At 64.4% G+C, this 19542-nt stretch carries 18 protein-coding genes and 1 tRNA gene; 8 read left to right on the top strand and 11 right to left on the bottom strand.

Annotation, left to right across the window (positions count from 1 at the left end; all coding sequences use genetic code 11):
* The first annotated feature begins 101 nt into the window (after nt 1-101).
* The 7 genes from ccoG to J7359_RS07120 all read left to right on the top strand — a co-directional run bounded on the left by ccoG (nt 102) and on the right by J7359_RS07120 (nt 6007).
* Nucleotides 102-1643: a cytochrome c oxidase accessory protein CcoG gene (ccoG, locus tag J7359_RS07150; RefSeq protein WP_209055935.1), complete on the top strand. Its 1542-nt coding sequence runs from the start codon at nt 102-104 to the stop codon at nt 1641-1643.
* The gene (locus J7359_RS07145; RefSeq protein WP_209055934.1) at nt 1644-2108 is read left to right on the top strand and encodes a FixH family protein; all 465 of its coding nucleotides are present in this window, start codon (nt 1644-1646) and stop codon (nt 2106-2108) included. It abuts the gene before it with no gap.
* 16 nt (nt 2109-2124) lie between these two features.
* Nucleotides 2125-4332, top strand: coding sequence for a heavy metal translocating P-type ATPase (locus J7359_RS07140; RefSeq protein WP_209055933.1), 2208 nt, complete (start codon nt 2125-2127; stop codon nt 4330-4332).
* Between the two features lie 11 nt (nt 4333-4343).
* Nucleotides 4344-4505 (top strand): cbb3-type cytochrome oxidase assembly protein CcoS, encoded by a 162-nt coding sequence (gene ccoS / locus J7359_RS07135; protein ID WP_209055932.1) that lies wholly within the window; start codon nt 4344-4346, stop codon nt 4503-4505.
* Between the two features lie 241 nt (nt 4506-4746).
* Complete coding sequence (locus tag J7359_RS07130; protein ID WP_247740231.1) at nt 4747-5310, top strand: histidine phosphatase family protein; 564 nt, start codon at nt 4747-4749, stop codon at nt 5308-5310.
* Nucleotides 5311-5483: 173 nt separating this feature from the next.
* Nucleotides 5484-5558: transfer RNA gene (locus J7359_RS07125), tRNA-Val, on the top strand.
* 281 nt (nt 5559-5839) lie between these two features.
* Nucleotides 5840-6007, top strand: coding sequence for a hypothetical protein (locus J7359_RS07120; protein WP_209055931.1), 168 nt, complete (start codon nt 5840-5842; stop codon nt 6005-6007).
* 218 nt (nt 6008-6225) lie between these two features.
* Here the strand turns inward: J7359_RS07120 and pgeF are convergent, their stop codons facing one another.
* From pgeF to J7359_RS07065, 11 genes are all read right to left on the bottom strand, one after another.
* On the bottom strand, nt 6226-6990 hold the full coding sequence (gene pgeF / locus J7359_RS07115; RefSeq protein ID WP_209055930.1) for a peptidoglycan editing factor PgeF: 765 nt from the start codon (nt 6988-6990) through the stop codon (nt 6226-6228).
* Nucleotides 6974-8035, bottom strand: a complete 1062-nt coding sequence (locus J7359_RS07110) for an SAM-dependent methyltransferase (protein ID WP_209055929.1) — start codon at nt 8033-8035, stop codon at nt 6974-6976. The genes pgeF and J7359_RS07110 overlap by 17 nt, the downstream gene beginning before the upstream one ends.
* The gene (gene lgt, locus J7359_RS07105) at nt 8032-8919 is read right to left on the bottom strand and encodes a prolipoprotein diacylglyceryl transferase (RefSeq protein WP_209055928.1); all 888 of its coding nucleotides are present in this window, start codon (nt 8917-8919) and stop codon (nt 8032-8034) included. The genes J7359_RS07110 and lgt overlap by 4 nt, the downstream gene beginning before the upstream one ends.
* A gap of 134 nt (nt 8920-9053) precedes the next feature.
* Entirely contained in the window at nt 9054-9824 is a 771-nt protein-coding gene (locus tag J7359_RS07100) for an enoyl-CoA hydratase-related protein (RefSeq protein WP_209055927.1), read from the bottom strand.
* Nucleotides 9825-9890: 66 nt separating this feature from the next.
* Complete coding sequence (locus J7359_RS07095; RefSeq protein WP_209055926.1) at nt 9891-10349, bottom strand: cytochrome c-type biogenesis protein; 459 nt, start codon at nt 10347-10349, stop codon at nt 9891-9893.
* Entirely contained in the window at nt 10346-12307 is a 1962-nt protein-coding gene (locus tag J7359_RS07090; RefSeq protein WP_209055925.1) for a heme lyase CcmF/NrfE family subunit, read from the bottom strand. Before J7359_RS07090 ends, J7359_RS07095 begins: the two co-directional genes overlap by 4 nt.
* 91 nt (nt 12308-12398) lie before the next feature.
* Nucleotides 12399-12941 carry a holin family protein gene (locus tag J7359_RS07085; protein WP_209055924.1) on the bottom strand — a complete coding sequence of 181 codons (543 nt, stop codon included), beginning with the start codon at nt 12939-12941 and terminating at the stop codon, nt 12399-12401.
* Nucleotides 12932-13543, bottom strand: coding sequence for a holin-associated N-acetylmuramidase (locus J7359_RS07080; protein WP_209055923.1), 612 nt, complete (start codon nt 13541-13543; stop codon nt 12932-12934). Before J7359_RS07080 ends, J7359_RS07085 begins: the two co-directional genes overlap by 10 nt.
* A gap of 102 nt (nt 13544-13645) precedes the next feature.
* Nucleotides 13646-14095 carry a cytochrome c maturation protein CcmE gene (gene ccmE, locus J7359_RS07075; RefSeq protein ID WP_209056053.1) on the bottom strand — a complete coding sequence of 150 codons (450 nt, stop codon included), beginning with the start codon at nt 14093-14095 and terminating at the stop codon, nt 13646-13648.
* 19 nt (nt 14096-14114) lie between these two features.
* The gene (locus tag J7359_RS07070) at nt 14115-14927 is read right to left on the bottom strand and encodes an aspartate/glutamate racemase family protein (RefSeq protein ID WP_209055922.1); all 813 of its coding nucleotides are present in this window, start codon (nt 14925-14927) and stop codon (nt 14115-14117) included.
* 63 nt (nt 14928-14990) lie between these two features.
* Nucleotides 14991-18380 carry an indolepyruvate ferredoxin oxidoreductase family protein gene (locus tag J7359_RS07065; protein ID WP_209055921.1) on the bottom strand — a complete coding sequence of 1130 codons (3390 nt, stop codon included), beginning with the start codon at nt 18378-18380 and terminating at the stop codon, nt 14991-14993.
* A 161-nt stretch (nt 18381-18541) separates the two neighbouring features.
* Between J7359_RS07065 and J7359_RS07060 the strand changes: the two genes are divergently transcribed.
* Nucleotides 18542-19447 carry a LysR family transcriptional regulator gene (locus J7359_RS07060; RefSeq protein ID WP_209055920.1) on the top strand — a complete coding sequence of 302 codons (906 nt, stop codon included), beginning with the start codon at nt 18542-18544 and terminating at the stop codon, nt 19445-19447.
* Nucleotides 19448-19542: the final 95 nt, after the last annotated feature.

The raw sequence follows: 19542 nt of genomic DNA, 5'->3' as shown, positions 1-19542 counted from the left end.
CGTCATTTTGCATATCCACTCCACGCGCCGTTTGACGCAGGTCAAGGCGTGACGTCGCCCGCCGCCCTATCAGCGGGGTGCGAAACAGGAGCGATATCCTCATGTCCACATCACGGATGGACCCGCCCGGCCTCTACGCGGCACGCGAGCCGATCTTCCCCAAACGTGTCAGGGGCCGGTTCCGGAACCTGAAATGGATCATCATGGCGGTAACGCTGGCGATCTATTACGTCACGCCGTGGATCCGGTGGGATCGTGGGCCGAGCATGCCCGATCAGGCGGTTCTGGTCGATCTGGCCAATCGCCGCTTCTTCTTTTTCTGGATCGAGATCTGGCCGCACGAGTTCTATTTCGTTGCCGGGCTTCTGGTCATGGCGGGGCTGGGCCTGTTCCTGTTCACGTCGGCGCTGGGACGGGTTTGGTGCGGCTATTCCTGTCCGCAGACCGTCTGGACCGACCTGTTCATCCTGGTCGAACGGTGGATCGAAGGGGATCGCAACAACCGCATCCGCCTGCACCGGCAAAAATGGAACGGGCAGAAGATCCGCCTGCGCGCAATCAAGTTCGCGGCATGGCTGCTGATCGCGCTGCTGACAGGCGGGGCGTGGGTGTTCTATTTCACCGATGCGCCCACGCTGCTGATTGATCTGCTGTCCGGTCAGGCGCACGCCGTGGCCTATCTGACCATCGCGCTGCTGACCGCGACCACCTTCGTCTTCGGCGGCTTCGCACGCGAACAGATTTGCATCTATGCCTGCCCATGGCCGCGAATTCAGGCGGCGATGATGGACGAGGACACGCTGACCGTCGCCTATCGCGACTGGCGGGGCGAGCCGCGCGGCAAATCCGGACATGATCGCAGGCAGCCGGCGGGTCACGGCGCGGCCGGCGTCGTGGGCGATCCGTCGGTCGCGGCACAAGGCGCGGCGGTCGCGCAGGCTCCACGTCTGACGTCGCCCGACCCCGAGGATGCCGTGCGGGGCGACTGCATCGACTGCATGGCCTGCGTCAATGTCTGTCCAATGGGGATCGACATCCGCGATGGCCAGCAACTGGAGTGCATCACCTGCGCGCTGTGCATCGACGCCTGCGACGAGATCATGGAAAAGATCGGCAAGCCGCGCGGCCTGATCGACTACATGGCACTGCGCGACGAGACGGCCGAGCGTGCCGGCGGGGCGCCCAAGCCGCTGCTGAAACATGTGCTGCGCCCGCGCACGCTGCTGTACTTCACATTGTGGTCGGGAATCGGCGTGCTGTTGCTGGTCGCGCTGATGATGCGATCCTCGGTCGATCTGAACGTCTCGCCGGTGCGCAATCCATTGTTCGTGACCATGTCTGACGGCGCGATCCGCAACACTTACGAGGTTCGGCTGCGCAACAAGCAGCACGATACCAGCGTCTACAGCTTCGGCGTGGCGGGTGGCGATACACAGGGCCTGACCCTGACCATCGAGGGGGCCGAGGGCGATACGGTCCAGGTCGCCGCCGACCAGACGCTTGCCGCTCGGCTGTATCTGACCGCCCCGGCGGGATCGCCGCTGACACAGGCCGAGAACACGCCGATCGAACTGGTCGTGACCCAGCGGGGCGGCGATGCCAGCAACTCGGTCGAGACCGTCTTTCATGGAAGGAGCCAGTAGATGCGCCGCGAACTGACAGGCCGCCACGTGCTGACGATCACCGTCGCGGCGTTTTCCGTCATCATCGGGGTCAACGTGGTCATGGCGATCAAGGCGGTGGGCAGCTTTCCGGGGCTGGAGGTCGCCAATTCCTACGTGGCGTCGCAGACATTCGATGACGACCGTGCGGCCCAAAGCGCTCTGGGCTGGACCGTGATCCCGTCCTATGACGGCGAGGAACTGACGCTGGCTGTGACCGATCGCGACGGCCTGCCTGTCAGGGTCGCAGGCCTGTCCGCAACGGTGGGAAGGACGACCCATCAACGCGCCGACCGCACGCCGGTCCTGACCTACGAGGGCGGTGTCTATCGCGCCCCGCTGACGCTGGAACCCGGCGCATGGACGATCCATGTCGTCGCCACGGCGCCCGATGGAACGCAGTTTCGCCAGCGGCTGGATCATTATGCGGGCGCGGTGGTGAAATGAGCGGCGGTGACTTGTTATGAGCGATCTGTCCGCGATCCGGCTGAGCGCCTGCCCGGCCTGTGACGCCGCCCCGCTGGCGCGACATCTGGCCGACCGGGCGGGCGGCGCGGCGATGGCGGCGGGCAATGGCACACTGATCCTGTCCCTGCCCCGGATCCATTGCGCGGTCTGTATCGGCGACGTCGAACGCGCGCTGCATGCGCTGCCGGGCGTCCGCCACGCCCGGGTGAACCTGACGCTGCGCCGGGTGACGATAGACGCCCCGGGCCTGACGGCTGCTGATCTGATCCCGGTACTGGGCCGTATCGGCTACGAAGCGCATGAGCTGGACCCCGATGCGCTGTCCGACGGCGCCGCCGACCGGCAGGGGCGCGACCTGCTGATGCGCATCGGCGTCGCGGGATTTGCGATGATGAACGTCATGATCCTGTCCGTGGCTGTCTGGTCGGGTGCGCAGGACGCGACGCGTGACCTGTTTCACTGGATCAGCGCCGCCATCGCCTTGCCCACTGTTGCCTTTGCCGGTCAGCCTTTCTTTTCCAGCGCCTGGACCGCGATCAAGGCGCGGCGTCTGGGAATGGACGTGCCGATCTCGCTGGCGCTGATCCTGGCCACCGCGATCTCGGTCTACGAAACGGTCCTGTCTGGCCATCACGCCTATTTCGACGCGGCAGTGATGCTGTGCTTCTTCCTGCTGATCGGGCGATATCTGGACCATCGCACACGTGCCATCGCGCGGTCCGCAGCGGCCGAGTTGACCGCGCTTGAAGTGCCGCGCGCCACATTGCTGAGCGCGACGGGGGAACGTATCGTGCCGGCCGCCAGCCTTGCCGTGGGCGATCTGGTTCGCGTGCGCCCCGGCGGCCGCATCCCCGCCGATGGCCGCATCGTCGACGGCCGGTCCGAGATCGACCGCGCCCTGCTGACCGGAGAGACGCTGCCGGTTGCCGCCGGACCCGGGCTGGATCTGTCGGCGGGAGAGCTGAACCTGACGGGCCCGCTGCTGATGCGGGTGACGGCCGCAGGGCGCGACACCACCCTTGCGCGGCTGACCGCGCTGGTCGAGGCGGCGGAATCCGCGCGCGGTCGCTATACCTCGCTGGCCGAACGCGCCTCGCGCGCCTATGCGCCGGTGGTGCATCTGCTGGCCGCGACCAGTTTCGCGGGCTGGTTCTGGACGACGCACGATCTGCGCCTGTCGGTCAATATCGCCGCGGCGGTGCTGATCATCACCTGTCCTTGCGCGCTTGGGCTTGCGGTGCCTGCGGTGGTGACAGCAGCGTCGGGCCGACTGTTCCGGCGCGGATTGCTGATCAAGGACGGCACCGCGCTGGAACGGCTGGCGCAGGTCGATACGGTCGTGTTCGACAAGACCGGAACGCTGACCATGGGCCGGCCAAGCCTGCTGTCCACCGATGCGCTGCCCGACGTTCTGCGACCCGTGGCGCTGGCGCTGGCGCAGGGCTCGGCGCATCCGCTGTCGCGGGCTCTGGCCGAGGCCCTGGCCGGGACACCGCCCGCCGAACTTCACGATCTGTGCGAGGAACCCGGCCATGGTATCCGCGCCATCTGGCAGGGAGCCGAGGTCAGACTGGGTCGCGCCGACTGGTTGGGCGTCGCCGACGACAATGCCGAACGTCCTGGCAGCGCCACGTGGTTGTCGGTCGCGGGCCGCGCGCCGATCCGGCTGGATTTCACAGACCAGATGCGTCCGGGTGCCGGGGACTGCGTGGCCCGGCTGCATGCGGATGGCCAACGGGTCATCCTGATCTCGGGCGACCGGCCTGCAGCGGTGGCGGATCTGGCGGCCCGGCTGGGGATCGCCGAATGGCACGCCGGCACCGACCCGATGGGCAAGGCCGCCGCGATCGAGGCGCTGGCAGCGCAGGGCGCGCATGTGCTGATGGTCGGGGACGGGCTGAACGACACGGCGGCGCTGGCGCGCGCCCATGCCTCGATTTCGCCGGCCTCGGCCCTGGACGCCGCGCGCGTCGCCAGCGACATGGTCCTGACCGGGCAGGATCTGTCGCCCGTCGCCGACGCGCTGTTGACCGCGGGGCGCGCCACCGCCCGCATCCGCGAGAATTTCGCGATCTCGATCCTGTACAACATCATCGCGGTGCCGGTGGCGATCGCCGGTCTTGCCACGCCGCTGCTTGCCGCGCTGGCGATGTCGGCAAGCTCGATCACCGTGACGCTGAACGCGCTGCGCCTGCGCCGCTGAAAGGAAGTGCCATGGAGATCCTGACCATCCTGATCCCGGTATCGCTTGGGCTGGGTGTCGTCGGTCTGGCGGCGTTCATCTGGACGCTGCGCGCGCGCCAATACGACGATCCCAAGGGCGACGCCGAACGCATCCTCAGCGATGAATGGGATGACCGCCCGCGCCCTGACTGAACGGCCGCGCGTGCCGGCAAGCACGAAGACCCTCGATCCCTCGCCGTGCTTTCCGGGTTATCATGCGTCAGCGGTCTGCGTTCATACGGCGCATTCACGAAGCACAGCGGACCGCGGCTTGCGCAGATGTCGCGCTGTGTCATATCAATGCCTTGTGCGCATCAAGGCGGGATCTTTCCTGGCATCATTGCGCCCCTCGCCGTCCTTGTCCGGCGGCGGTTACCTGCGGCGGATCACGGACATGCCAGATTATCCCGACCTCTATCTCATGCGGCATGGCGAGACTGCCTGGAACGCCGAGGGGCGGATACAGGGCAGGCTGGATTCACCGCTGACGTCTTTGGGCAGGCAGCAGGCACATGGGCTGGCACGGCTGGTCGCCCCTGTCGAAGATGCGCTGCGTGTTGCCAGTCCGCAGGGGCGCGCCGTTGAAACGGCCAGGATCGTCTTTGGTTCGCAAGCCTTTGAAACCGACACAAGGCTGGCCGAGATCGACACCGGCAACTTCTCGGGTCGGCTACTGGTCGAATTGCGGGATCAGCACCCCAAGGTGTTTCGCGAAGGTTCGCTGGACTGGTATGACAGGACGCCCGATGGTGAACGCCTTGCCTGCCTGCGGACGCGCGTCACAGGCTTTCTGGGCGGCCTGACCCGCCCCACGCTGATCGTCACCCATGGAATCACGCTGCGGATGATCCGTCTGGTCGCCATGGGCCTGCCCCCCGATCGCCTTGGCGACATGCCGGTCGTGCAGGGGGCGGTCCACGTCGTCTGCCGCAAGGGACACCAGATCTGGCAGACCTAGATCGCGAAACCCTCGTCACCGGGGCTGGGGATGACTGCGGTTTCGACAGCTTCCTGAACCAATCCGGAACCGTTCATCGGCCTCGTTTACACCGAAGATATTGTGGGCTATCTGGCAGCACGGTATCAGCGAGTCCAAGACTTGCCGGGGATCTTCAAGACCCTGTTGCCAATGGGGCGGTAGCTCAGCGGTAGAGCGACACGTTTACACCGTGTTGGTCGGGGGTTCGATCCCCTCCCGCCCCACCATATGGTTCCGGCAAAACCGACCACGTCCTGATCGTCACGGCCAGAACCTGAAGGCAGCGGCAGTTTGTTCTCGCAGCACCGTCTGCCGAAGCGAACTGATGGCACCGACCGGCCGCGATCTTTTCCGCGTCAGGCCAAGAATATTTCTTTGCAGCGTCACAACCTGAGCTGGTTTCGTTCACGCCGCTTTCACGCACCATTTGTCACTGTCGAGATGCAACCAATATCTGACTACTCAGTTTCTTCGCCGACAGGCAATTACAGCAAGAACGAGCAACACCATGATGAACAACGCATTTCGACCGAAAATTTCCGATGACGAATGGCAGCTCATCCTGTCTGCACTAAAGCCCTATCGCCATAACGTTCAGTATCGCGAACTTCTGGAACGCCTGGAATATCAAGCCGAAGCACTATGCGCGCATCACCTGCATGCGCGCGCCGCCTGACCGTCCAGAAGACCAACCGCCGGGACTTTCGTCGGTCGCGATGTCAGCGTGGCGGCCGACAGTTTTTCAAAGACAAGGCACCACGGTCATCAAGACCGCAGGCAAGAACGGTTGTGATCGTCGCTTTTGGATCGACCATCCATCAATCCGACGATTTTGCGCGTTGAGGCCCGCTGGGAAGACTTGCGGGCGCATCCGGGATCGTCGTCCCTCTCGAACTACAGCGCGATTGCGGAAATCAGCCTTCCGTAATCCGCCTGCCCTTCGTGCGTGGCGCGGCGATAGCTGAAGAACCGCTGCGGGTCCGAATAGGTGCAATGGCGCGACCATTCGGCCTCGACGCCTTCGGCGCGCAGTCGCGAAAGTCCGAATGACGGCAGATCGAACATGGGACGGCCGTTCGGGCCGCCACTGAAAAACCGATGATATTCGGGGTCTTCGATCAGGAAATCCTCCATGAAATCCTCGCCGACCTCGTAGGCACGCTGACTGATCGTGGGTCCGATCACAGCCCGGATCCGTGTCGCACCCAACGCCCGCATCGCCGCCACGGTCGTTTCGATGACCCCGGCCAAGGCACCTTTCCAACCCGCATGGCATGCGCCGATCACGCCCGCCTCGCGGTCGGCCAGCAGCACCGGCTGACAATCTGCCGTCAGCACCGCCAGCGCCACCCCCTGCCGGTCGGTGACGATGCCGTCCGCCTGCGTGTCGCGGATCTTTTCAATGTCGTCCTGCGCGGTCAGTGTCACCACGTCGGCGGAATGGACCTGCTTGACCGTCGCCAGCTTGTCCGGTTCGACGCCCATCGCCTGCGCCACCCTTGCACGATTCACCGCAACCATGTCGGTCTGATCGCTGGATCTGCGTCCGCAGTTCAATCCTGCGAACAGGCCCGACGACGCGCCGCCCTTTCGCGTAAAGAAACCGTGCCTGACATCGTGCAGCAGCGGGTGGGTCAGGATCTCAAGCGTCGTCTGCATGAAGCCTCAGTGCGTCGAATCCGGGCACCGGCGGCGCCCCTTGGGGCCAGATGGCCATCGCCTTGAACAGGTGACCCATTTTGTCTGCATCGGTCAAGCGGTCTAACGCCGCCATCGCACCGCCATCGCCCGCCTGGGTCAACCGCTCGGCCCGCTGGCGCGCCCCCAGCGACAGCAGCCAGTCGCCCTGATGGATAGGGCGCGACACCGTGGCGCCTGCCCTGATCGCCGCCGCCGCAAGCGGCGCAAAATCGACATGTGCCGTCAGATCCGCCTCGCCGGGTCGGGCCAGCGGGTCTTCAGGGCGGTGCCCCGCCAATGCCTGAAACGTATCGCCATAACCGTTCCAGCCGCCGTAATCGACAATGATCGCCGCCCCGCCATGCGCCGCGATCCGATTGCTGATGGCCGTCATCATCGCCGGTGCGGCCGGGCAGTCCTCGATCACATCCCCTGCACGTCCCTGCCGCGGCAAATCGACCGGCGGCGCCAGCCCCAGGCGCAGGCCGCCGTTCTCGTCCAGCCCGACGACACGCTCGGCCCAGCCATCATCGACATGCTGGAACTGCCGGATTGGCAAGGCATCAAAGAATTCATTCGCGATCAGGAACAGCGGCTGGGATGGAAGGTCGTCCAGATTGTCCAGATGCCGGACATCGCCCAGCCTGTCGCGCTGCACATCGCGCAGATGCGGCGATGCCTCGATCAGGGCAATCCGGGCCGCGTCGATCATTCCCGGCACGGCTCGGATCGCGCGCAGCATGTCGGCCATCAACGTACCGCGCCCCGGCCCCGGTTCGGCCAGCGTGAAGGGCGCCGGACAGCCCTGATCCATCCATGCCTGTGCAAGGGCCAGCCCGCAAAGCTCTCCGAAGAGCTGCGAAATCTCGGGCGCGGTCACGAAATCGCCGGCCTGACCGAATGGATCGCGCGTCGCATAATAGCCGTGCTGCGGGTGCAGCAGGCACAGTTCCATATAGTCGGCCAGCGAGATTGGCCCGGTTGCGCGGATGCGCCGGGCAATGATCTGCGCCAGCGGCGTCATGCAGTGGCCGGGACAGGCGCGCGGCGCCACGCCCGAAGGATGAAGACCACGCCCAGCACCACCATGGGCAGGGAAAGAACCTGCCCCATCGTCAGACCGATCACCGGACCGCCGACAACATGACCCAGCGGATTGTCGGGCGTGATGAACTGCGCGTCGGCGACCCGGAACAACTCGACGAACATCCGCGCCAGACCATAACCTGAAAGGAAGATCCCGAAGGACAATCCGGGACGGCGCAACCCGCCCGCGCGGACCACGGCCAAGAGGACAAGCCCCAGCAGCAGACCTTCCAGCCCTGCCTCGTAAAGCTGGCTGGGATGGCGGGCGCACAGCCCCTCAATCCCCGGACAGTTCTGTGCCGCCTCGCCGGGAAAAATCACCCCCCAGGGCAGATCCGTGGGCCGTCCCCAAAGTTCGGCATTGATGAAATTCGCGATGCGGCCGAAGAAAAGCCCGATCGGGGCGACGACCGCCATCGCGTCCGCAAGGCGCAGCGGCGCGATGCCGCGCGCGCGGCAGAACAGCCACGCGGCGACGATGACCCCCGCGAAGCCGCCGTGAAAGCTCATTCCGCCCTGCCAGACCTGCAGGATCTGACCGGGATTGGCCAGATAATATCCGGGTTCGTAGAACAACACGAAGCCCAGCCTTCCGCCCAGAATCACGCCCAGAATGACCCAGGTCAGCAGATCGTCGACCGCGTCGCCCGCCATTGGCGCGCGATCGCCCCAAAGACGGTCGCGGCGCATCATCGCCACCATGATCTGCCAGCCGATCAGCAGCCCGGCCAGATAGGCCAGCGCATACCACCGCAACGACAGCGTCAGACCACCCAGATGGATGGAAAATATCTCGGGCGCGATATTGGGAAAGGGGATCATTCGGCCTCTCGGGTTTCGTCGCGCAAGCTAGACACGCAGCACGGGAAGTCAACATACGCCCCGCCCTGCGGACCGATCACGTTCCCGATGGCATCCCGCATTGCAGCCCGCGCGCCATGAGGGCGCAGCTTGCCCTAGCGACCGATGAATCCCGGTTTGCGCTTTTCCAGAAACGCCGCCACGCCCTCGCGGAAATCGGCGCTGCGGCCAGCCTCGCCCTGCAGACGCGCCTCCAGCCGAAGCTGTTCGTCAAGATCGTTGTCGAAGGACGCCGCCACGGCGCTGCGGACGGCAAGGTAGGCGGCGGTCGGTCCCTGCGCCAGATGGCGGGCCCGGTCGGTGACCGTCTGGGCGAATTCGTCGTCGGGCAGCGCCTGCCAGATCAATCCCCAATCCGCAGCCTGCCGGGCCGGTATGGCATCCGCGAACAGCATCATTCCAAGGGCACGGGCGGCACCGACCGCGCGCGGTATCGCCCAGGTTCCGCCGGCGTCCGGGATCAATCCGATCCGCGTGAACGCCTGAACGAAGCTGGCGCTTTCAGCCGCGATCACCACGTCGGCGACCAGCGCCAGATTGGCGCCCGCACCGGCCGCGACGCCGTTCACTGCCGCGATCACCGGTGCCGGGCAGTCGCGGATCGCCCGCAACATCGGCTCGTATTCGTCGCGCAGCGTCGCCTCGAGGTCCAGTGCCGCGCTTGCATCGGTCAGATCCTGACCCGAACAGAACGCCTTGCCGGACCCCGTCAGCACGACACAGCGCACGTCTTCGGTCAGGCTGGTCAGGGCTTGCGTGATCTCGGCCCGCATCTGACGGTTCAACGCGTTCATCACCTGCGGACGGTTCAGGATCAGCGTCGCGATGCCGTCGCTGACGGCGAACTGGATGGTCTCGAAACTCATGGAAGTCCCCCTCTGGTCTGGGGGCATGATGCCTGAATTGGCGCGCGGGGAAAGCCGGACCCCGCGTCAGTCGCGCATGATTTCCTGCAGCCTTGTCCGTTCGGCCTCAGACAGGTCTTCGACGCGCGCGGTCGATGCGGCACGGGCGCGCATGAAACGCCACGCGACCAAGAGCGCGATCAGCGCCATGACCGGACCGGCCAGCCACAGCACCAGATTGCCGCCACGGGCGCGCGGCTCGAACAGGACGAACTCTCCGAACCGGTCCACAACGGCGTCGATCACCTGATCGTCGCTATCCCCGGCGACCAGTCTTTCGCGCACATACAGCCGCAGGTCGCGGCTGATCGCGGCATTCGATTCGTCGATATTCTCGCCCTGGCAGACCGGGCAGCGAAGCTTTTGTGACAGCTGGCGCGCCCGCGTCTCCAACGCGGGGTTGTCCAGAACCTCGTCAGGTTGGACTGCCAGCGCCGCGATGGGCAAGGTCAGCAACAGCGTCAGGATCAGCAGAAACCGTTTCATTCCGCAGGCACCGCGTTGGCGTGCGCGCGCCGCGCACCGGCGGCGACGCGGTAGCGGCGGTCGGACAGGCTGATCAATCCGCCAAGCGCCATCAGGATCGAGCCCGCCCAGATCCAGTTGGCGAAAGGCTTGATATAGCTGCGCACGGCCCAGCCCCCGTCAGCCTGCGCATCGCCGATGACCAGATAGATGTCGCGGAAGATGCCGTTGTCGATCGCGGCCTCGGTCGTGGGCATCGCCTGCACGGGATAGACGCGTTTTTCGGGGTGCATGGTCGCGACCTGCCTGCCGTCGCGTGCCACCTGCATCGTGGCCATGGTCGAGACATAATTCGGCCCCTGAACCTCGTCCACGGCGGTCAGGGTGATCTGATATCCGGACAGATCGAACGGTTCGCCGATCTGCGCCACACGGATATCCTCTGTCTGCCAAGCGGTCAGCAGACCGACACCGATGAATGTCACGCCCAAGCCTGAATGCGCCACCGCCTTGCCCCAGTCTGCGCGCGGCAGCCGGACAAGCCGCGACAGGCCGGATCTCCCGGTGCGATGGATCAGTTCCGCCGCCGCGCCCGCGATCAACCAGGCGCCAAGCCCGGCCCCGATCACCGCGATCGCGCTGCGCCCGGTCGAGACCGACCAGACCAGCACCATCACCGCGACTGACAGGATCAGCGCCGCACGCAGCGGCTTGGCCGATCGCATCAGCGTGGCGCGTTTCCATGGCATGATCGCACCCAGAGGCAGCACGATCGCCAGCACGATCATGAAGGGCGTGAACGCCTGGTTGAAGAACGGCGCGCCGACCGACAATTTGCGGTCCCACATCATTTCCGCGAAAAGCGGCCACATGGTTCCGATGAACACGACGAAGGCCGACACCGCCAGCAGCACGTTGTTCAGGATCAGCGCCCCCTCGCGCGAGACGGGGGAAAACACGCCCTTGGCGGTCATCTCACCCGCGCGTGCCGCATACAGCGTCAGGCCGCCGCCCATGAACACCGCCAGAATGGCAAGGATGAACACCCCGCGCGCCGGATCGCTGGCAAAGCTGTGGACCGAGGTGATGACGCCGGACCGAACGATGAAGGTGCCGATCATGGAAAAGCCAAACGCCATGATCGCCAGAAGGATCGTCCAGCTTTTCAGTGCCTCGCGCTTTTCCACGACGATGGCCGAATGCAGCAGCGCGGCGGCCAGAAGCCACGGCATGAAGCTGGCGTTTTCCACCGGATCCCAGAACCAGAAACCACCCCAACCCAGTTCGTAATAGGCCCACCACGACCCCAGAGCGATGCCCACGGTCAGGAACATCCAGGCCGCCAGCGTCCAGGGCCGCACCCAGCGTGCCCATGCGGCATCGACCCGGCCTTCGATCAGCGCCGCGATGGCAAAGCTGAACGCCATCGAAAGCCCGACATAGCCCAGATACAGAAACGGCGGGTGAAAGGCCAAACCGGGATCCTGCAGCAGGGGGTTCAGGTCGCGCCCGTCGAAGGGTGGGTTGGCCAGGCGCAGAAACGGGTTCGAGGTGAACAGGATGAAGGCATAGAACGCCGCGCCGATCGACGCCTGAACGCCCAGCACCCGCGCCCTGAGACTGGGCGGCAGGTTGCCACCGAACGCCGCCGCCGCGGCACCGAAAAGCGACAGGATCAGCACCCACAGCAGCATGCTGCCTTCGTGGTTTCCCCAGACGCCGCTGATCTTGTAGATCATCGGCTTGGCGGTATGCGAATTCTCATAAACCAGCTTCAACGAGAAATCCGATGTGACAAACGCCACCGTCAGCGCCGCGAATGACAGGCCGGTCAGCAGGAACTGGGCCATGGCGGCCGGTCGGGCGCTGTCCATCCAGCCCTGCCTGCCCTTGGCCGCGCCGATCATCGGTACAATCATCTGATACAGCGCCACCGCGAAGGCAAGCGTCAGGGCGAAATGGCCAAATTCTGCGATCATGCGGGTGTTCCTCCGTTGGCGCCAGCATAGGGATACGCAAAAAGGGGGGAAAGTCCCCCCTTGGTCGCCGCCCTTCAGTTTTCCGTGCGACCTATTCGCGCAACCCGGCCGCCCAATCGCGCAAGGCGGCATTATCCGCAAAATCATCGTCGGGCCGCGCGGCGCCGGTCAGCGCGACGGCTTCCTGCGGGCGGTCGGGTGCTGGGCCGGTCCCTGCCACCTGCGCCGCAGGCCAGACCCGGTGCCGGAAATAATGCGCTTCTCGCGCGCCGAAATAGAACCCGACGATCGCGCCAAGCAGCCACCACAGCGGTTCCGGCACCTGTTGCAGCCCCTGCATCCGCAGGCCGAAACCCGACGGCTCGACCATCGCATAGACGAACAGCGCCATCGTCCCCAACGCCAGCAAGGGGCGCGGCAGGCGGTTCAGCCCGTTCACGAGACTGTCGAAGAAACCCGGCCGGGCGACCTGAAATTCTTGTCCAAGCTGGGTGATCGCGCGGGCATAGGCCTGTTCTTCCAGTTCCATCTTGCGCGTCGCGTTCTGGGTGAACACCTCGGCCATGCCCGTCGCGGCGCTGCCAAGCGCGGTCACACCCTGGCCAAAACCAAGGAAGCGGTCGATCATGCCCATCTTGCGGTCCTTTCACGGTGTTCGGCTTCGGTCAGGTGATAGCGCGGCGATACGAAGGTTTCGGCCCGGGTGATCCAGCCGCCTTTTCCGCCCGCGCGGGTGCGCGCGTATTTGCGGCTTGCCGGGCGCTGATCGGCCAGTGCGTAGTAATAATTGCGCCGGGCGATCCCGTAGGCATCGGCGATATGGGCAGGCGCAGCTTCGGCAGCATCTGCGACCGCGGCGATCGTTCTGGGGCCGATCACGCCATCCGCAGTTGCCGGAAATCCCATGCGCGAAACCAGTTTCTGCAGGATCTTCACGGCGTTCGCGCCGGCATTCACATACATGTCGAAGACGCTGGCCTGCACCGGATCGGGCAATTCGGCCAGACGCGGCTTGCGGAAATAATGTTCGACGAAGATCTGTTCCGCCTGCGACCGCGTCAGGGCGCGTACATCGACTGCATCGACCTTGCCATCGCCGGTCAGGTCCAGTCCCAGCGACCGCATCGTGCCGATCGTGACCCCGAAATTCGTGGCCCCGCCGGGATCGTCGGGGTCGTTCACATAGCCGCCCTCGCGGGCGACGATCTCTCGCGCGATGTCAGTGACGCTTGGCATCTGAATCCCCCTGAAGCCTGCCGCCCGAAGCGGCGAACGGCTCTAGGGTCGATGGGTCAGGTTAACCCATCGTTAACCATGCGTGCGTTGCTGGACTCGGCCTCAGGAATTGGGATCCTGATAGACGCCGCTTTCCTTAAGCGTATCGACGACTTCGCGTGGCATGTAGGTTTCGTCGTGCTTGGCCAGCAGGCTTTCCGCCTCGAAGCGGCCGCCGCGATAATATCCCTTGGCAATCGTGCCCTGCCCTTCCTTGAACAGGTCCGGACGCGGATCGCGCCCGATATAGCTGACCGGGATTTCTGCCGCGCCATCGGTAATGATGAAATCGAAGGCGACCCCATCGCGGTTGATGATCGAGCCGTCCTTGACCAACCCGCCAAGCTGGAAATATTCATCCGCGCCGGGGGCCTGTGCGCTGACCTGGGTCGGCGAGCGGTAAAGGTTGATGCCGTCCCGAAAGCCGTAGCCGATCAGCCCCACCGCGATCAGCAGCGCGACTGAAGCCGCGATAAGGACCTGCGCGCGACGGCGTTTCTTCAGCGATTTCAGACCGGCCATTCTTTCCTCCTCAAGCAGCCTCGAAACGGATCGAACGGCGCAGGAACTGCGTCGCCTTGCCGGACACGCGGACCGGATCGCCCGTGGTCAGGTATTTCGACGCAGTGCCTTCGCCCAGAAACTCGGGCCTGCGTTGAAGATAGTCTGCAAGGCTTTCTGCGACCAGCCCCGCCTGACTGTAAACCCGGACCTTGGTGCCCAAGGCGCGCTGAAACGCGGCCTCGACCAGCGGATAATGGGTGCAGCCAAGGATCGCGGCTTCGGGCTGCGGCATGCGACGCAGCAGCGCCTCGACATGGCTGGTCACCAGCGCCTCGGCCAGAATTTCGTCACCCATTTCAATGGCATCCACGACGCCGCCGCAGGGCTGCGCCTCGACATCGACGCCCACGGCGCGGAATGCCAGTTCGCGCTGAAAGGCCCTGCTGGCAACGGTGGCGGGGGTCGCGAACAGCGCCACCTGATTGACCGCGACGGGGCGGGGCGGCGAATTGTCGCCCCATTGACGTTCGGTCAGGGCCTCGATCATCGGCACGAACACCCCCAGAACCCGCTTGCCCTTGGGCAGCCAGGTTTCCTGCATGCGGCGCAGCGCGGCGGCGCTGGCGGTGTTGCAAGCCAGAATGACCAGATCGCAGCCCTCGTCCCACAGACGGCTGACGCCCGCGCAGGTCAGATCGAAGATGTCGTCCGGTGTACGCACCCCATAGGGCGCATGCGCATTGTCGCCAAGATAGACCAAAGGCAGATCCGGCAACCGGGCGGCGATGGCGCTATGAACCGTCAGCCCGCCCAGACCCGAATCGAACACGCCAACCGCCATCTTGCCACTCCTTCTGCCGCGCGCCGTTTTAGGACGCCGCGCGGCGTTTGGAAATGACTCAGTTCATTCAGCGGCTTCACGCATCGGTGCGCCACCGGACCGGAACTGTGCGAGCAACTCTTTGCGCCGGATCGCGGCCTCGTCTGCGGCCTTGTCCTTGACCGGTCCATAGCCCCGCACGCTGAGCGGCAGTTCGGCAAGTTCGATGGCGATGGGCAGCGTCGCGTCATCCACATTCGCCAGTACCTCGCGCATGTCCGCCTCGAAATCACGGATCATGGCGCGTTCGCGCCTGCGTTCGGCGCCATAGCCGAACGGATCGAACGGCGTGCCGCGCAGCCCCTTCATGGCCGACAGAACCCGGAAAGCCTTCAGCATCCATGGCCCGAACTGCCGCTTCTTGGGGCGCCCGTTGGCATCGGTGCCCGACAACATCGGCGGTGCCAGATGGAAGGACAGCGTCGTGTCACCCTCCCACTGCGCCGCGATCTGTTCGGCGGTGGTCAGGTGAAGCCGCGCAACCTCGTATTCGTCCTTGTAGGCCAACAGCTTGTAGTAGCCGCGCGCGACGCTTTCGCGCATTCCGTCCGGCGCCAGATCGACCAGCTTGCGGAATTTCCTGGCCAGCCTCTTGCCCTGATAGTCAACCAGCCGAGCCTCGCGATAGGACACGGGATCGACCGGCAGTTCCGGGATCTCGACCGGCTTTTTCATCAGTTCCGGGAATGCCATCGCGCAGCGGCCGATCTGGAAAGCACGAAGGTTGTCATCGACCTTGGCACCGTTCAGTCGGATCGCGTCGTGGATCGCCGCCTCGGTCAGCGGAATCAGCCCCTGCTGCCAGCACGCGCCCAGAACCAGCATGTTGGAATAGATCGAATCGCCAAGCATCCGCAGCGCCAGATCATTGGCGTCAAAGAACGCCACCCGGTCACCCAACCGCGCCTGCAGCGACATCTTCAGCCGATCGGCGGGCACCTGAAAATCGCGGAACCGGGTGAAATCGCCGGTGATGATCTCGTGATCGTTGACGACCGCGCCGGTGCGATCATGCGTCATCAGCCCGATCGTCCTGGCGCCGGCCGTCACGACCAGATCACCGCCGATCACGCAGTCGGCTTCACCGGTCGCCACGCGGATCGCGCTGATATCCTCGGGGCGCTCGGCCAGTCGCAGATGAATATGGACCGCGCCACCCTTCTGGGCCAACCCGGCCATCTCCATCATGCCGGCACCCTTGCCGTCGATCTGCGCGGCCTGGGCCAGCACGGCCCCGATGGTGACCACGCCGGTGCCGCCGACCCCGGTGATGACCACGTTATGCGTCCCGCTGATTGCGGGCAGCGCGGGCTGCGGCAGATCGGGGATGTTGAACGCCTCGGCCTTGGGTTTGCGCAGCTTGCCGCCCTTGACGGTCACGAAGCTGGGGCAGAAGCCCTTCAGGCAGGAATAGTCCTTGTTGCAGCTGGACTGGTCGATCTGACGCTTGCGGCCAAGTTCGGTGTCCAGCGGCACGATCGACACGCAGTTCGACTGGACCGAGCAGTCGCCGCAGCCCTCGCAGACCTCGGGATTGATCCAGACGCGCCGGTCAGGGTCCGGGAACTGCCCCTTCTTGCGGCGACGGCGCTTTTCAGCCGCGCAGGTCTGGATATACAGGATCGCGCTGACGCCCTTGGCATCTTCCAGTTCGCGCTGAACATTCATCATCTCGGCGCGTTCCTCGAACCGCATTCCCTGCGGGAATTGCTTGCGGTCCACGTCCTCTTTCTCGTCATAGACCACGATCACCGGATCGACCCCCATCGCGCTCAACTCGCGCGCGATCTGGGGCGCGGTCAGGTCACCCTCGTTCGGCTGGCCGCCCGTCATCGCAACAGCGTCGTTATACAGGATCTTGTAGGTGATGGTGGTCTTGGCCGCGATCGCCGCACGGATCGCCAGAGAGCCGGAATGATTATAGGTTCCGTCGCCAAGATTCTGAAAAACATGACCTCTTGTGCTGAATGGCGCCTCGCCGATCCAGTTCGCACCCTCGCCGCCCATATGGGTGAAGCCTTCGGTCTCGCGACCCATCCACTGCACCATGTAATGGCAACCGATGCCGGCATAGGCGCGGCTGCCTTCGGGCAAGCGGGTCGAGGTGTTGTGCGGGCAACCCGAACAGAACCAGGGGGTTCTGCTCGCTATCTCGGGTGCGTTGTCATTGCGGCGGACTTCGGTCAGGCGGTCCAGACCGGCACGGATATGTTCGGTCCCGCGGCCTTCCTCGATCAGGATGCCGCCGATCTTCTGGGCGATCATCACCGGGTCCAGCGCATAACGCGTGGGGAACAGTTCCTCGCCGGTCCTGTCGTGTTTCCATCCATGCACGCGACGCCCGTGGCGATTGTCGAAGATCGCCTCTTTCAATTGCACCTCGATCAGCTTTCGCTTTTCTTCGACGCAGACGATAAGTTCCAGATTTTCAGACCATTCCTGGAAAGACTTCATGTCCAGCGGCCATGTCTGACCGACCTTGTAGGTGGTCAGCCCCAGACGCTCGGCCTCGGCCTCGTCTATGCCCAGCAAGGACAGAGCATGAACCAAATCCAGCCAGTTCTTGCCCGCCGCGACGAAGCCGATCTTGGCGCCCGGCCTGCCCCAGTGCTTGCGATCGATCCGGTTGGCGCGGCTGAACGCCTCGGCCGCCCACCGCTTGAAATCGATCATCCGCGCTTCCTGCGTGACAGGCGTATCGCCCAGGCGGATATTCAGCCCGCCCTCGGGCATCTGAAAATCGGGGATGACGAATTTCAAGCGGTCTGGATCGCCGTTGACGACGGCGGTCGCCTCGACGGTATCCTTCATCGTCTTCAGGCCGGTCCAGACGCCCGCAAACCGCGACAGCGCAAATCCATACAGGCCATAGTCCAGGATTTCCTGCACACCGGCCGGTGACAGGACCGGGATATAGGCGTCGATCATCGCCCAGTCCGACTGATGCAGCACGGTCGAGCTTTCGCCGGTGTGATCGTCGCCCATCGCCATGACGACACCGCCATGTTTCGAACTGCCGGCCATGTTGGCGTGGCGCATCACGTCGCCGGTGCGGTCCACGCCCGGCCCCTTGCCATACCATAGCGCATAGACGCCGTCGTATTTGCCCTCGCCGCGCAGTTCCGCCTGCTGGCTGCCCCAGATGGCGGTTGCCGCAAGGTCTTCGTTCAGGCCGGGCTGAAACAGCACATTCGCCTCGGACAGGCGCTTGCCCTCGCGCATCATCTGCAGATCGACGCCCCCCAACGGCGACCCGCGATAGCCGGTGACATAGCCGGCCGTGTTCAACCCTGCGGCTTTGTCACGTGCCGCCTGCATAAGCATCAGGCGAACAAGGGCCTGCGTGCCGTTCAACAATACGTGTGACTTCGACAGATCAAAGCGGTCGGCTAGCGTGAATTCCTGCTTGCTCATCCTGCGTCTCCTCCAATGCCGGTGGGCTCTGCAGCCATTATAGGTCAGAATTGCTGACCGATGAAGGAAAAAATCGATGCTTGACGCAGCCGTGAGGGACAGGCAGGGGAAGAAGAGATTTGCAAAAAACGCATGGCTGACCAAGCAGGATTGTAACAGCTATGGACTGGGACAAACTAAGAATATTTCACGCGGTTGCCGACGCCGGCAGCCTGACCCATGCTGGCGACACGCTGCATCTGTCGCAATCAGCCGTCAGCCGGCAGATCCGCGCGTTGGAAGAGACGCTGGGAACGACGCTTTTCCACCGGCATGCGCGCGGACTGATTCTGACCGAACAGGGCGAGCTGCTGTTCGAGGCGACCTCCGCCATGGCGCGCAAGCTGGACGGCGCCTCGGCCCGCATCCGCGACAGCGAGGAAAATGTTCTTGGCGAACTGAAGGTGACCACGACGGTCGGCTTCGGCACGTTGTGGCTGGCCCCGCGCCTGGTCAAGCTTTACGAGAAATATCCCGACCTGAAGATCGACCTGATGCTGGAGGAGCGGGTGCTTGACCTGCCCATGCGCGAGGCCGATGTCGCGATCCGCATGAAGGAACCCAGCCAATCGGACCTGATCCGCCGGCGCCTGCTGAATATCCGCATGCGGCTTTATGCCACGCAGGAGTATCTGGATCACGCCGGCACCCCAGGCAGCCTGGACGACCTGTCCACCCATCGGCTGATCTGTCAGAAAACCGATCAGCCGCAGGTCGCCGCCGGCGCGCGGCTGGTTCAGGAAATCATGTCCCGGAACATCACCTCGATGTTGACCGTGAACAATTATTTCGGCGTGCTTCAGGGCGTTCTGGCCAATGTCGGCGTCGGCGTTCTTCCCGATTACCTGGCCGTGGATCACCAAGGCCTTGTGCGCGTCCTGCCCGAGATCGAGTCGGGCGAGGTTCCGGTCTTCCTTGCCTACCCCGAAGAACTGCGCCAGACGCGGCGCGTCGCCGCATTCCGCGATTTTGTCTTGGAAGAGATTCAGGCCTATCGGCGGCAGAAAAGCGAAGTCGTGCCTGAATAGTGCGCTAAACCTGCCGAATCCTGACATATCAGACTGCAATTTTGCGGCGACTCGGGGCTGATCTACAACTTTCGCGTGTAGCTATTCAGCAACTG

Origin of the sequence: Paracoccus sp. R12_2, assembly GCF_017744015.1 — a bacterium.
In the GTDB taxonomy this organism is placed as follows: Bacteria; Pseudomonadota; Alphaproteobacteria; order Rhodobacterales; family Rhodobacteraceae; genus Paracoccus.
This window is presented reverse-complemented; position numbering and strand designations above follow the sequence as displayed.